The following is a 14,463-nucleotide window of genomic DNA, read 5'->3' as shown; positions in this document are numbered from 1 at the left end:
GCACAGCCATCATGAGCGCTGAGGCAACGACCCACGAGAGTGCCGGCATCCTCCTGGTCGACGACATGGAGGACAACCTGGTCGCGCTGGAGGCCGTCCTGGGGTCCCTCAACGAGCCGCTGGTACGGGCTCGTTCGGGCGAGGAGGCGATGAAGGCGCTGCTGCGGCAGCGGTTCGCGGTGGTTCTGCTGGACATCCGGATGCCGGGCATGGACGGGTTCGAGACCGCGGCCAACATCAAGCGGCTCGATCAGACCAAGGACGTGCCGATCATCTTTCTGACCGGCACGGATGCTGATGCGGGGTATGCGTTTCGTGGCTATGCCACGGGTGCCGCCGACTACTTGACCAAGCCGTTCGACCCCTGGGTGCTGCGGGCCAAGGTGAGCGTGTTTCTCGAACTGCACCGTAAGAACCAGTTGTTGGAACGGATGCTGGCGCGGGAGCAGGGGCAGTTCGATGAACTGGCGTTGCGGCTCAAGGAAGTTGAGGCGCGGATGGCTGCGAGTGCAGTGGATGAGGTGCGGGAACTTCGGTACCAGGTGCGGGAGATGGGGCAGCTGGTGCGGGACATGCGGCGGCACTAGGCGGCCCGTTGGGTGCGTTGTTGGGTGCGGGTTCGGTGGGGGCTGGGCGCCCACGCGGCGGAGCCGCAAATAGACACAGCCCCGCGCTCCTGATGGCCCGCGGCCCCTTCGGGGCGCGGGCCATCAATATGGTTACGCCTCGCGTGAGCCCGCGTACATCTCGTCGATCAGGTGCTTGTACTCCCGTTCCACCACCGGGCGCTTGAGCTTGAGGCTCGGGGTGATCTCGCCGTGTTCCACGTCGAGGTCGCGCGGGAGGAGGCGGAACTTCTTGATGGTCTGCCAGCGCTGGAGGCCCTCGTTGAGTTCCTTGACGTAGGCCTCGATCATGGCGACCGTCGCGGGGGCGGCCACGACCTCGGCGTAGGACTTGCCCTCCAGGCCGTTGTCCTTGGCCCACTCCAGGATGGACGGTTCGTCGAGGGAGATGAGGGCGGTGCAGAAGTTCCGGTCGGCGCCGTGCACCAGGATGTTGGAGACGTAGGGGCAGACGGCCTTGAACTGGCCCTCGACCTCGGCCGGCGCGATGTACTTGCCGCCGGAGGTCTTGATCAGGTCCTTCTTGCGGTCCGTGATGCGGAGGTAGCCGTCGGGGGACAGCTCGCCGATGTCGCCGGTGTGGAACCAGCCGTCCGACTCCAGGACTTCGGCGGTCTTCTCGGGCAGGCCGTGGTAGCCCTCCATGATGCCGGGGCCGCGCAGCAGGATCTCGCCGTCGTCCGCGATGCGCACCTCCGTGCCGGGCAGCGGCTTGCCGACCGTGCCGGTGCGGTAGGCCTCGCCGGGGTTCACGAAGGAGGCCGCGGAGGACTCGGTCAGGCCGTAGCCCTCAAGGATGTGGATGCCGGCGCCGGCGAAGAAGTAGCCGATGTCGGGCGCGAGCGCGGCCGATCCGGAGACGCACGCGCGCAGCTTGCCGCCGAAGGCCTCGCGGATCTTCGCGTAGACCAGCGCGTCGGCGACCTTGTGCTTGGCGGCGAGACCGAAGGGCGCGGTGGCCGTGCCGGTGCGGCGGAAGTTGTCCTGGGTGACCTTGGCGTACTCGCGGGCGACCTCGGCGGCCCACTGGAAGATCTTGTACTTGGAGGCACCGCCTGCGCGTGCCTTGGCCGCGACACCGTTGTAGACCTTCTCGAAGATGCGCGGGACGGCCGCCATGTACGTCGGCTGTACGACCGGCAGGTTCTCGATGATCTTGTCGACGCGGCCGTCGACGGCGGTGACGTGCCCGATCTCGATGTGCCCGGAGGTGAGCACCTTGCCGAAGACGTGGGCGAGCGGGAGCCAGAGGTACTGCACGTCGTCGGGGCCGAGCAGTCCGGTCGCGGCGATGGCCTTCGCCAGGTACGACCAGTTGTCGTGCGGGAGGCGGACACCCTTGGGGCGGCCGGTCGTACCCGAGGTGTAGATGATCGTCGCGAGCTGGTCCTTGGTGATGGCCGCGACCCGCTCCTTGATCAGGTCCGGGTTCTTCTCCAGGTACGCGGCGCCGCGCTGCTCCAGCTCGGCGAGGGTGAGCACCCAGTCGCCCTCTTCAACTCCGGTGTCCACGCCGGTCGGGTCGATGACCACCACGTGCGTCAGCTCTGGCAGCTCGGCGCGCTTCTCCCGCGCCTTGGCGAGCTGGGCCGCGTCCTCCGCGATGAGGACCTTGCTGCCGGAGTCGGCGAGGATGAAGGTCGACTCGTCGGCGTTGGTCTGCGGGTACACCGTGGTGGTGGCGGCGCCGGCGCAGAGGATGCCCAGGTCGGCGAGGATCCACTCGACGCGGGTGGCGGAGGCGAGCGCGACGCGCTCCTCGGGCTGTACGCCCAGTTCGATCAGACCGGCCGCGATCGCGAAGACCTGCTCGGCGGCCTGCGCCCAGGTCAGCGACTTCCAGTCGTCGGGGCCCTCACCGGAGGCCGCCGGCACCGGGTAGCGGTAGGCCTCGGCATCCGGCGTGGCCGCCACGCGCTCCAGGAAGAGGCCCGCCACGGACGGCGGACGGTTCTCGATCAGGGTCTGTGTGTCGCTCACGACATCCTCCGGGGCCCGCGACAGTGCGGCTACTGGCTCATTGCTGCGGCGGTTGACTCAATGCGGCTGGTGGCTCATGCGGCTGTTGTTTAACTCACGAGTAACTATGGAGCAGTGATCAGAGTAAGCCGCGACCGGCCGGTGCGTAAGGGGCGGTGGACGGTCACTTCGAACAGAGCCATGACCACTTCGTACAGAGCCAAGACATAGGGCCCGCGGCGCCGAAGCGCAACGGGCCCTGTGAATCGTCTGGCTATCGTCCGGAATTTCGGTGTACGGGGCCGCTACTTCTTGCCCTTGGCTCCGCCGCCGCTGTCGTCGCTGGACAGCACCGCGATGAAGGCCTCCTGGGGAACCTCCACGGAACCCACCATCTTCATCCGCTTCTTGCCCTCCTTCTGCTTCTCCAGCAGCTTCCGCTTACGGGAGATGTCACCGCCGTAGCACTTGGCGAGGACGTCCTTGCGGATGGCGCGGATGGTCTCGCGGGCGATGACCCGGGAGCCGATGGCGGCCTGGATGGGCACCTCGAAGGCCTGCCTCGGGATGAGCTCCCGCAGCTTGGCGACCAGCCGCACGCCGTACGCGTACGCCGCGTCCTTGTGCGTGATCGCCGAGAAGGCGTCCACCTTGTCGCCGTGCAGCAGGATGTCCACCTTGACCAGGCTGGACGTCACCTCGCCGGTGGGCTCGTAGTCGAGCGAGGCGTAGCCGCGGGTCTTGGACTTCAGCTGGTCGAAGAAGTCGAAGACGATCTCCGCGAGGGGGAGCGTGTAGCGGATCTCGACGCGGTCCTCGGAGAGGTAGTCCATGCCGAGCAGGGTGCCGCGCCGGGTCTGGCACAGCTCCATGATCGCGCCGATGAACTCCGACGGCGCGAGGATCGTCGCGCGGACGACGGGCTCGTAGACCTTGTCGATCTTCCCCTCGGGGAACTCGCTCGGGTTGGTGACGACGTGCTCGCTGCCGTCCTCCATCTCGACCCGGTACACCACGTTCGGTGCGGTCGCGATGAGGTCGAGCCCGAACTCGCGCTCCAGCCGCTCCCGGATCACGTCCAGGTGCAGCAGCCCGAGGAAGCCGACGCGGAAGCCGAAGCCCAGCGCCGCCGAGGTCTCCGGCTCGTAGACGAGCGCGGCGTCGTTGAGCTGGAGCTTGTCGAGGGCCTCGCGCAGCTCCGGGTAGTCGGACCCGTCCAGCGGATACAGGCCCGAGAAGACCATCGGCTTCGGGTCCTTGTACCCGCCGAGCGCCTCGGTCGCGCCCTTGTGCAGGGTGGTGATCGTGTCACCGACCTTGGACTGGCGGACGTCCTTCACGCCGGTGATCAGATAGCCGACCTCGCCGACCCCGAGCCCGTCCGCGCCGAGCATCTCCGGCGAGTTCGTCCCGATCTCCAGCAGCTCGTGCGTGGCGTTCGTGGACATCATCCGGATCTTCTCGCGCTTGGTGAGCTGTCCGTCGATGACCCTGATGTACGTCACGACACCGCGGTAGGAGTCGTAGACCGAGTCGAAGATCATGGCGCGGGCGGGCGCGTCCGCGTTCCCGACGGGCGCCGGGATCTCCTTGACGACCTTGTTCAGCAGCGCGTCGACACCGATACCGGTCTTCGCGGACACCCGCAGCACGTCGTCGGGCTCGCACCCGACGAGGTTGGCCAGCTCCTCGGCGAACTTCTCGGGCTGCGCGGCCGGCAGGTCGATCTTGTTCAGTACGGGGATGATCGTGAGGTCGTTCTCCATCGCCAGGTAGAGGTTGGCGAGGGTCTGGGCCTCGATGCCCTGGGCGGCGTCCACGAGCAGCACGGTGCCCTCGCAGGCGGCGAGCGACCGCGAGACCTCGTACGTGAAGTCGACGTGTCCCGGGGTGTCGATCATGTTGAGGATGTGGGTACTGCCCTGGTCGTCCCCGAGGGTCGGGGCCCACGGCAGACGCACAGCCTGGGACTTGATCGTGATGCCACGCTCGCGCTCGATGTCCATGCGGTCGAGGTACTGAGCACGCATCTGCCGGCTGTCGACCACTCCGGTCAGCTGGAGCATCCGGTCGGCGAGCGTGGACTTGCCGTGGTCGATGTGCGCGATGATGCAGAAATTGCGGATCAGCGCCGGGTCGGTACGGCTCGGCTCGGGCACATGGCTGGGGATCGCGGGCACGCAGGGTCCTGATTCTTGAGGCGTCCGCAGTGTCTGCGGTCTCGGGTCGGATCGATACGTAGCTTCCATCGTCCCACGCGCGAGAGGTGCGGTCCGGTTTGGGACGGTGCGGGTGGGTGGGGGTGGGGGTTTGGGGGGCCGTTTTGGGGCCGGTATTGGGGCCGGTTCGGGGTGAGCTGGGGTGGGATTGGGGTGGGATTGGGGCTCTGGGGCTGGTCGGGAAGTTGCTCGGGTGGACTGGGGGCTTCTCGGGGAGTGGCTCGGGTAGAGCCTGGCCCTGCGGGCTACTCGGAGGTCGGCTTGGGCGGGCCCGGGGCTGCTCGGGGAGTAGGCCCGGGAGGCTTAGGGGCATCTCGGGAAGTGGCTCGGGTAGAGCCTGGGCCTGCGGGCTACTCGGAGGTCGGCTTGGGCGGGCCCGGGGCTTCTCGGGGAGTAGGCCCGGGAGGCTTAGGGGCATCTCGGGGAGCGGTTCAGGTAGGCCTGCGGGCAGTCGGAGGCCGGCTTGGGCCGGCCCGGGGCTGCTCAAGGAGTAGGCCGGGAAGGCTTAGGGGCTTCCGGGGGGCCGGTTTCGGGTAAGCGCGGGTTACTCGGAGGTCGGCGTAGGTGAGCTCGGGATTGCCCGGAGAGCAGGCCCGGGGACCTGGGGCTTCCCGTGGGGTGATTCGGGTAGGGCCGGGGCTGCCTGCGGAGTGAGTTTGGGGGCCCGGCCAGCCCGGGAGGGTGGGGCCCGGGAGGGTAGGGCCCGGGAGGGTAGGGCCCGGGAGGGTAGGGCCCGGGAGGGTAGGGCCCGGGGCAGCCCGCGGGGTTTGAGGAAGTAGTTCGGGTGGGTCTGGGGGCTCCTCGGAAAGTGACTCGGGTAGACCTGCGGGCCACTCGGAGGTCGGCTCAGGTGGGATCGGGGCTACTCGGGAAGTGGCTCGGGTAGGTCCCAGGTTGCTCGGGTAGGTCCCGGGTTGCTCGGGTAGGTCCCGGGTTGCTCGGGACGTGCGCCGGGGAGGTCTGGGGGGCCACTCGGAGGCCGGCTCGGGTAGGTCCGGGGTTGCTTGGGGACTGAGCCGGGGAGGCCTGGGGGCTTCTCGCGGGAGCGGTTCGGTCAGGTCTGGGGACCTGCTCGGGGTCGGCTGGGCTCGGCAGGCAAGGGGTGTCGTCCGGTTTGTCGCGGCATGGGGCGGTCGTCGATAGCCCTCGGCGGCCAGTTTGGGTGGGCCGGTGGGCGGCTGGTAACCTGGGTGGCTGTGCCTCATCCCTGACCGGTATCTCCGCTCGGTGCGAGACACACCCCAAGGAAAATCATCGGCCCGGGACCCGTGCGGCCCCGTGCCAGAACCTGCAAAGGCTCATTCGTGGCGAACATCAAGTCCCAGATCAAGCGGATCAAGACCAACGAGAAGGCTCGGCTGCGCAACAAGGCCGTCAAGTCCTCCCTGAAGACCGCGATCCGCAAGGCCCGCGAAGCCGCTACCGCGGGTGACGTCGAGAAGGCCACCGAGTACCAGCGCGCTGCCGCGCGTCAGCTCGACAAGGCCGTCGCGAAGGGCGTCATCCACAAGAACCAGGCCGCCAACAAGAAGTCGGCGCTTGCTTCCAAGGTCACCGCGCTCAAGGGCTGATCCTCCGCACTTGCCTCGGCCCGCGCTCGCGCGGACCGGACCAGTAGCAATCCACCGTGAGGACAACGTCGAGCCCTCTACCTCGATTCACGGACAGACATCGTGGTCGCCACGCCACGTACAGTGCCCCCGGACCCACTTCGGGGGCATTGCTGTTTCTCGGGGCGCCTGCGCCGCTTGCGAGTCGAGGCGGAGCCGAGGTCAGGCCTGGCCCCGGGACCGAGCGGCCCGGGCGATCGCGACGACCGCCTTCTCCAACGCGTACTCCGGATCGTCCCCCCCGCCCTTCACTCCCGCGTCCGCCTCGGCCACCGCCCGCAGCGCGACGGAGACCGCGTCCGGTGTCCACCCCCGCATCTGCTGCCGTACCCGGTCGATCTTCCACGGCGGCATCCCCAGCTCACGCGCCAGATCCGCCGGCCGTCCCCCACGCGCGGACGACAGCTTCCCGATCGCCCGCACCCCCTGCGCCAACGCGCTGGTGATCAGCACCGGCGCCACCCCGGTGGACAACGACCACCGCAACGCCTCCAGCGCGTCCGCCGCCCGCCCCTCCACGGCCCGGTCCGCGACCGTGAAGCTCGACGCCTCGGCCCGCCCCGTGTAGTACCGCCCGACGACCGCCTCGTCGATGGTCCCCTCGATATCGGCGACCAACTGGGAGACAGCGGACGCCAGTTCCCGCAGATCACTGCCGAGAGAGTCGACCAGCGCCTGGCAGGCCTCCGGCGTGGCGGATCTCCCGGTCGCCCGGAACTCACCCCGCACGAACGCCAACCGGTCCGCCGGCTTCGTCATCTTCGGGCAGGCCACCTCCCGCGCCCCCACCTTGCGCGCGGCATCGAGCAGCCCTTTGCCCTTGGCCCCACCGGCGTGCAACAGCACCAGCGTGATCTCCTCGGCGGGCGCGCCGAGATACGCCTTCACGTCCTTGATCGTGTCCGCGGACAGATCCTGCGCATTGCGTACGACCACGACCTTGCGCTCCGCGAAGAGCGACGGGCTGGTCAACTCGGCGAGCGTGCCGGGCTGCAGCTGGTCCGAAGTCAGGTCACGTACGTCCGTGTCGGCGTCGGAGGCCCGAGCAGCGGCCACCACCTCCCGCACGGCACGGTCGAGCAGGAGGTCCTCCTGGCCCACGGCAAGCGTCACCGGGGCGAGAGGGTCGTCATTCGCAGTCTTCCTGGCCATCTCGTAAAGCATCGCACGCGCCACTGACAACGCGTCCCGCGTGCCGGGTCGGGTGGGGGTGCCGGTGCGGGTGTCTTGCGTCGGCACCGACGGGTGCCGGTGCGGGGTGGGCGGCGTGCCGGGGGGCGCGGGGTGGGGCGGCGCGCCGGGGGGGGGCGGCGCGCCGGGCGGGCAGGGCGCGAAGGTACGAGGGTGCGAGTCCGACAGCGGATTCGGCCGCTGCTGCGGCTCCTCCGCTACGGCTCCTCGCGCCAGCCGTCCCACTCCCCCGCGAAGGCGTCCAGCTCCGCGGGGTCGAGCCGCCCGTCCTCGTCCCGCAGAACGAGCAGCCACTGCGCGTCCTCGGCATCGTCCTCACCGGCCAGCGCGTCCCGCACCAGCCGCGGTTCCTCGTCGAGCGCGAACCGCTCCCCGAGCACCTCCGCCGCCTCCTGAGCCGCGTCACGGTCGGGCAGCACCAGCACATGTCTCACATCACTCACAGGGACATTTTCTACCCCTGCCCCCGCACCTCCGGAACCGACCCCAGCTCGATCCCGAACCACTCCCGGTACGCCCCCAACACCTCCTCGTCCGTCGTCAGTTCATGTACGTCCCGCGTCCCCTCCCCACTGGTCGTCGTGAGAGTCCGGCCGGCGAGCGTGATCCTCCCGCCGTCCTCCAGGAGCCGTGAACAGACGAGTGACTGGGTGAAATGCGAGGCCGGTGACGTGCTGTGCCACCACGCCCCGGCCACGAAGTCACCGAGCACCCGGGGCCGCACCTCCAGGCGGTACTCGGGCCCTCCGTTCCGCATCACGTCCAGGTCGGTCACCTCCTCCGAAACCGCTCCCGCTCCGGATGCCCCGCCCCGCACCCCGGCCGCATCCGGTCCCGACCCGACGACCCTGAACGTGCCGCCGGGATCCTTCTGTTCACCCCGCTCCTCGAAGGCCAGCGGATAGTGACTGTGCGTCCCGAAGCCCACGTCGGCCAGCCACACGCCCCCGTCCACCGTCCGCACCCGCAGCGCGAGATGGTCGTACGGAATCCCCGTCCGCCCCTCGTCCCCGTACACCCGCGCCGCGAGCAGCGTGACGTCGAAGCCCAGCGCGGTGAGCAACGCGCCGAACAGTCCGTTCAGTTCGTAGCAGAACCCGCCCCTGCCCGCGCCCACCACCTTGTCCAGCAGCCGGTTCTCCTCCAGCACGATCTCCTCTCCCAGATGGATCGACAGATTCTCGAACGGCACGGTCTGCAGATGGCGCAGATGCAACTCGCGGAGGACATCGACGGTGGGCGACGCCGGGTGCTGGGCTCCCAGCCGGCGGAGGTAGGCATCAACCTGTGCGGGATTCATGTCCTCAGTCTCGCGCCACCCGCAGCCCGTCTCCTTCCCCGCTCACCGCCAACGCCCCGTCCATATCCGTCCGGAGGACCACCGCCCCCATGGCCCGCAGCGCCGCGACCGTGCTGGGGGCAGGGTGCCCATAGCTGTTGTTCTCTCCACAGGAGATCAACGCCAGCCGAGGCGCCACCCTGCGTATCAGGTCCGGATCTTGAAAAGCCGAGCCATGATGGGCGACTTTGAGAACGTCGACGCCTCCCAGCAAAGCGGCCGCCGGTGACCTCAACAGCTCCTGCTGGGCCGGGGGTTCGAGGTCCCCGAGCAACAGCAGTCGCAGCCCGGCCGTCCGTACCAGCAGGGTGACGCTCGCGTCGTTCGGCCCGTCCGGGTCCGATGCCGGGCGCGGTGGGGGCCACAGCACCTGCCAGGCGAGCGGACCGGTGCGTCGCTGTTCCCCGGCCACGGCCCGGGTGATCGGGATGTGCCGTTCCGCCGCCGCTCTCCGTACGGACTCGACCTGGTCCGCCGGCTCCTCGAAGGACGTCGTCTCGATCGCGCCCACCGAGCGGCCCCGCAGCACACCGGGCAACCCCGCTACGTGGTCGGCATGGAAGTGGGTGAGGACGACGAGCGGGATCCTGGTGATGCCGAGCGTGCGCAGGCACTGGTCGACCAGCTTCGGATCGGGCCCGGCGTCGACGACCACGCCGGTGCCCTTGCCCGCCGCGAGGACCGTCGCATCGCCCTGCCCGACATCTTCTCTGTCAAGTCGTGCGTGTTGAGAAACGTAGAAGATGCAACGAAGACCTCACTCTCCCAGCAATCCGAACTGGGGAGCGAGGCCTTCGCCGACTAGGGGCTACTGCGGGCAAAGCGTCACCACGGAAGCTGGGTCGTCTTGGCGATGAACGGAATGGCCATCACCACCCACATGGCCGCTGTGAGGTAGAAGTAGTGGCTCTTCTGCTTGATGGTAGTGATCATTTCGCGCAGCTCGCGTCGGCGACGGCGAGACTTCTTGAATGTCCCCCTCTGCGCCTGGCGCATGAGTGCGATCCGGATTCGGGTCACGGTGAAGTGCCACATCACGGTGCGTTCCTGCTCCAACCCGCATGCCGACAGGAAGATGTACAGCCATTCCGTGGTGGGGAGCTGGTTCCCGCTGAGGACCTGCGCGAAGGTGGTGTCGGAGATGGGGAAGTGCTGGCGGCTGCGCTCTTCGAGTGCCTGGATCGACAGGTTCTTGTCGTCCACGAGCTCGTTCATCAGCTCGATGACGTCCTCGGGCGTCGTGCACAGCGCGAGCGCCGTGTGCATGTGGTCGGCCGAGGTGACGGAGCTGACCCGCTTGTCACGGCGTTCGAATCGACTGGCCTGCTGAACAAGTGCAAGCAGACCATCGGGCGGCAACGCCATGCTTGTTGCCGGCTGGTTGGCAGAGTCGGAAGCCCGTCTCAAGAGGGGAACGATGTTGGTGAGGCGCGGCAGCTGGTGCTCGCCGGTGTCCTCGGACGCACTGCTGCCCTTCACGTCGCGGGACGCGGCCCGGTGGGCGCGCTTCCAACGCTCCATGTCGCCCTTGTAGCCGCAGCCCATGACGAACGCCGCAGTCAACTCCCAGGATGGAACCTTCTTGCCGGCGGTGGCGCCCGAGAGCGCGGCGGTGGAGTAGCCGGTCTTCGTGGCCAGCGCTTGGATGGTCAGAGTGCTGTCCCGACGGATGTTGCGCATCTCGGTCACAAGGGACTTAAAGGACAGGGGGATGTCGGCGGGGAGTTCTTTCTCCGGACGCGCCACGGCGCTGCTCCTTCTGACGGATCAGAGTCTGTTCGTGCTGGTTCGTCCTGGGCCTGAGCTGTGCCCGCCCGGGGATGATCCCGGGCGGGCACAGCTCAGCGGGGCCTCAAGGACCTGGAGGTGCCACAAGTGCTCTCGGTCAGGAGGCGCCGTGGCCCTCTTCCTTCACGTGGCGCTCATTGCGCTCGCGGCGCTCGATCCGTCGGCGTGCGGCTCGCTGACGCTTACGGTGCCGAGGGTGCTTGACGTCCCGGATCTGCATGTCGCCCGCAACGGGCGGCTGCGGAGCAGGGGCCGACGGGGTGGTTTTGGCCGTCGCGTCCGCCGTGTCCGGGGAGGGGGTCTCGACGTTGATGATGTCGTTGGACACTACGACCGCGCCCGCCGCCTCCGTCGAGATGTTCGTCGTCTCGACGATGCTGTTGGAGTCCGCCGAGGAGTCCTCGATCCCGGCCGTCTCCGTCCCCGAGGAACCGCCGTCGGCGATGTCGTAGGAGGTGAGGCGGAACGTCTGGAAGAGGAGGTTGCCGACCGCGGTGGCGACACTGCCACCGACGCGGACGGACTCATCGGGGCCCAGCCCGAAGTGGGCTGCCGTCATTCCTGCGGCGACACCGGTCGCGCTGGAGATCGCGGCAGCCGCGGCGGCGCGTTTCTTCTTACCCATGTGGGTAGTTCCCATCCGCGCCCGACCCTTCGGCCTGGCGCTGGTGAAGGCGTCCCCGCCCTGGCTGGACGGGGACTCATTGGCGTGGGTGACTTGGACTGGCTCCGCGTGACTGTGTGTCACGCGGTCGTACTGCGGCACTCGTTGGAGAAGCGACGGCCGCTGCAAACGACCGTCACATGAGCGCTACGGAACCATCATGCCCTAGCGGATCCGCGCGTGGATGGCGAGACAGGAGAGCCCATCCGACGGACAACGATATCGCCCGTGCGACGAGGCGCCGACGGTTGAACGTGCAACATGTGAAGTACACGAAAACGCCCATCGACCGTTCAGGTGTGATCCAGTTTGATCAGCTTTGGTCGAACGCTCGATCCAGCTCGAACAGAGGTCCCGCGGCGCCCCAAAAGGCCCGATTAGTTAGATCACAAGGGCGAGTGACGAACCTCTCCGCCCGGCACTGAACAACAGCGCCGCCTGATCCGTATGTCAGGACGTACCAGCTCAGACGTGGGTTCATTCCGGAAGCTCCAGGTCAGGAGTTGTCCACAAGGTTTGTTACCTTCAACATGGCTACTATGAATAGGGCAAGAAACGCGCTTTCTACCCCATTGACTCCCCATGGTGCGCAACCATGGGGACACCGGCCGGTGCAGACCGGCCCCATCCGAGGCGTCAACTCACTGGCGTGGGTGCACCTTGGGCTGGCCTCCCGACTGCAAACGGGAGGCCAGAGGCTTCCGCTCCAAGCGAGCGATGAACGAGCGGCCCCTCATTCGGAGGGGTCGCCGCGGGGTGAAGAACTCGATCACCGACCACCAGGCCTCGACCGCGCAGGTGTGACGCATACCACCGCTTCGAGTCGACCAAGGTTGAGCGATCGAACCTTCGGCACTACCCATGTAGGTTTCGCGCCGACGCAAACCGGGTGACCCACAGTGCCTGACGGAGATCTACTGCCGATGCCAAACTTTCGCCCGGCGAGTGAGCAGTAGTCCCGAGTTGAAGCGAAGCGACTCCGGCCTGACCCCGCTCGGAGTCAAGCCGGAGTCGTTGGTCAGCGGCGCGGCAGCAAGGAGTTGAGCCGGGTGAACAGCTGATCGGCGCGGGCGATGGTGGTGGTGCCGATCTGGGGAGTGAGCGACACCTGCTCGTGGAGGAGGACAGCGGCCGGCTTGTAGTGGTTGAACCTGCCTCCGGCGATCGCTCGTTTCTTGAACACCGCTTCAATCTGACGGACGACGCGCGGGTCGTTCGCGTTGAGGTCTGCTGCGGTGATCGGAGGGGTGAGCTCCGCTGAGTAGGCGCGGTTGACGAGCTCCAGGTAGAAGTCGCGGTCGAACAGGTCCTCGACGTCCGCGTCGCCCGTGCCGGTGAACTCGCTGATCTCGACGAGTCCGTTCCTGGCGAGCTGTCCGTTGTCCCGGAGCCGTTGCACTGCGCCGACGTCCTTGGTGCTGGAGTCGACGAGCACCGCGACGTTCAGCTTGTTCGCGCCGAGGAGCGTCACGAAGGTGGAGAGCTTGCCCGCGCCTCCGATGGGTGTCTTGACCCAGCGGGGGTCGAGTCCCGTGGAGCCGTTCGCCTCGGCGATGTCCGTCAGGACGTCCAGATAGATCAGGTCACTCGGGCCTTCGAGGAGCAGGATGTGCTCGCCCACGAAGAGCGTCTGCGTCATCTCGATGCCCATCGCCGTCAGGAGCGGGAAGGCCGTGTCCTCGTCGGCCTTGAAGATCTCCGAGGAGACCTTCGCTCCGCCGCGCTCCAGGTCGATGACCGTCCTGACCCTCTGGAGGTTTCCGGGGTCGACCATGAATGGCGAGTGCGTGGTGTAGATGACCTGATGCTTGGGGGCCAGCCGCTCGTCGATCAAGCGGAGGAGGTCCCCCTGGGCTCGGCCGTGGAGGGAGAGGCCCGGCTCGTCCAGCAGCAGGATCAGGTTCGTGGTGCCTGCGTCCTCCAGCTCGTTGAAGTAGGCCAGGAAGGAAAAGAACCAGACGAAACCGCGGGACCGGTCATCGAAGGGAACCGAGGCCCGGTGGCGGGTGTTGAAGACGCGGACCTGGAGGATCGGCCCCTCGTGGAAGGGCGGCTGGGCCCCGGCTTCGGGGGTGAGGACCTCCAGCCGGACTTCCAGCTCCTTGTTCTGCGACCAGTAGTCGAAGACCTCGTCCGAGATGACGTTGCCCGCGTTCTCCAGCTCGCGGATGAGCCGTTCGTGCTGGCCAGAGTCCTGGAACTCCTCCGGCGAGACTCCGGCGATGTCCAGCAGGCTCAGCAGGGCGCGCTCGCCTCGCTTGAGGTCTCCCGCTTCCCGTCGCCGGACCAGATCGGGCAGCGAGACCTTGCCCGGCATCGTGTCGTAGTCCGCGAAGTAGACGAACTTCGGCATGAACGGGCTGGCGTACTGGTCGATCAGGTGCAGCCCGAGCTTGCCGTCCGGCCAGCTGCGGAGGCGGTCGGCCAGTGCAGTCGCATCGGCCATGGGCTCGTCCAGCGCGGCGAGAGCGTCGAGAAGCTCCGCGATCGTCTTCGTGCCGCCGATGACCTTGGCGGCCGCGGCCGGGAGGTCCAGGGCGGCGCGCAGGTGCTTGACGACCTCGGCCTCGTCGTAGGAGAACGTGAAGGTCGTGGACTCGTCCCGGTAGCCGATGACGACCTCGAACTCGGGGCTCTCCATAGCCTTCGGGCCGAGCTCCTCCGCGATGGTCTTCATCTCGGTGTCGTCGAAGCGGAACGTCGCCCGGACCACGGGAATCTTCTGGTCGGCCGGGAGCTGCTTGCGCTGCCGGGTCTTGCGGGCGGGATAGTCGACCACCTCGTCGAAGCTGGCCGGCTCGACGGGGTTGAGCCGGAACAGCCCCTGGAGGAGGGTCGTCTTGCCCGACTCGTTCTTCCCGACGAGACAGGTGACGTCCTCCTCTACATCCAATATGTCGGAGTCCTCGACGGACCTGTAGTCGGTGATCTGGGCCTTGATGAGTTGCACTTTGCCTTGGGGTCCTTCCTCGATTCCCGCGAGGAGACCCGGAGTGTCATGTCGAGAGGCGATGATCACAACGACATGACACGGGGTGCCTTCGGCGTTGCGTTCGAGGTATGTTCC

The 14,463-nt window shown here is 67.7% G+C and carries 10 protein-coding genes and 1 pseudogene; 2 read left to right on the top strand and 9 right to left on the bottom strand.

What is annotated here, in order from left to right; translation table 11 throughout:
- Nucleotides 1-11: 11 nt before the first annotated feature.
- Complete coding sequence (locus tag OG504_RS35045; protein ID WP_405993377.1) at nucleotides 12-587, top strand: two-component system response regulator; 576 nt, start codon at nucleotides 12-14, stop codon at nucleotides 585-587.
- A 132-nt stretch (nucleotides 588-719) separates the two neighbouring features.
- On the opposite strand, the gene OG504_RS35040 is transcribed toward OG504_RS35045, so the two are convergent.
- Both OG504_RS35040 and lepA read right to left on the bottom strand, forming a co-directional pair.
- Entirely contained in the window at nucleotides 720-2,606 is a 1,887-nt protein-coding gene (locus OG504_RS35040) for an AMP-dependent synthetase/ligase (protein ID WP_405993376.1), read from the bottom strand.
- Nucleotides 2,607-2,890: 284 nt separating this feature from the next.
- Entirely contained in the window at nucleotides 2,891-4,765 is a 1,875-nt protein-coding gene (lepA, locus tag OG504_RS35035; RefSeq protein WP_405993375.1) for a translation elongation factor 4, read from the bottom strand.
- A 1,343-nt stretch (nucleotides 4,766-6,108) separates the two neighbouring features.
- Between lepA and rpsT the strand changes: the two genes are divergently transcribed.
- Nucleotides 6,109-6,375: a 30S ribosomal protein S20 gene (rpsT, locus tag OG504_RS35030; RefSeq protein ID WP_329249620.1), complete on the top strand. Its 267-nt coding sequence runs from the start codon at nucleotides 6,109-6,111 to the stop codon at nucleotides 6,373-6,375.
- A 201-nt stretch (nucleotides 6,376-6,576) separates the two neighbouring features.
- Here rpsT and holA read toward each other — a convergent pair whose 3' ends face one another.
- The 7 genes and pseudogenes from holA to OG504_RS34995 all read right to left on the bottom strand — a co-directional run bounded on the left by holA (nucleotide 6,577) and on the right by OG504_RS34995 (nucleotide 14,346).
- A complete protein-coding gene (gene holA / locus OG504_RS35025) occupies nucleotides 6,577-7,566 on the bottom strand; it encodes a DNA polymerase III subunit delta (protein ID WP_405993374.1) in 990 nt (329 codons plus the stop codon).
- A 236-nt stretch (nucleotides 7,567-7,802) separates the two neighbouring features.
- Nucleotides 7,803-8,048, bottom strand: coding sequence for a hypothetical protein (locus OG504_RS35020; RefSeq protein ID WP_033285933.1), 246 nt, complete (start codon nucleotides 8,046-8,048; stop codon nucleotides 7,803-7,805).
- A gap of 11 nt (nucleotides 8,049-8,059) precedes the next feature.
- Nucleotides 8,060-8,905, bottom strand: coding sequence for an arylamine N-acetyltransferase (locus OG504_RS35015; protein ID WP_405993373.1), 846 nt, complete (start codon nucleotides 8,903-8,905; stop codon nucleotides 8,060-8,062).
- Nucleotides 8,906-8,909: 4 nt separating this feature from the next.
- Nucleotides 8,910-9,650 (bottom strand): annotated as a pseudogene (locus OG504_RS35010) (ComEC/Rec2 family competence protein); the annotation flags it as partial.
- Nucleotides 9,651-9,769: 119 nt separating this feature from the next.
- On the bottom strand, nucleotides 9,770-10,690 hold the full coding sequence (locus OG504_RS35005; protein WP_405993372.1) for a hypothetical protein: 921 nt from the start codon (nucleotides 10,688-10,690) through the stop codon (nucleotides 9,770-9,772).
- A gap of 139 nt (nucleotides 10,691-10,829) precedes the next feature.
- Entirely contained in the window at nucleotides 10,830-11,357 is a 528-nt protein-coding gene (locus OG504_RS35000; protein WP_405993371.1) for a hypothetical protein, read from the bottom strand.
- Nucleotides 11,358-12,414: 1,057 nt separating this feature from the next.
- Complete coding sequence (locus tag OG504_RS34995) at nucleotides 12,415-14,346, bottom strand: AAA family ATPase (RefSeq protein WP_405993370.1); 1,932 nt, start codon at nucleotides 14,344-14,346, stop codon at nucleotides 12,415-12,417.
- Nucleotides 14,347-14,463 lie beyond the last annotated feature (117 nt).

Origin of the sequence: Streptomyces sp. NBC_00986 (assembly GCF_045162565.1) — a bacterium.
Lineage (GTDB): Bacteria > Actinomycetota > Actinomycetes > Streptomycetales > Streptomycetaceae > Streptomyces.
This window is presented reverse-complemented; position numbering and strand designations above follow the sequence as displayed.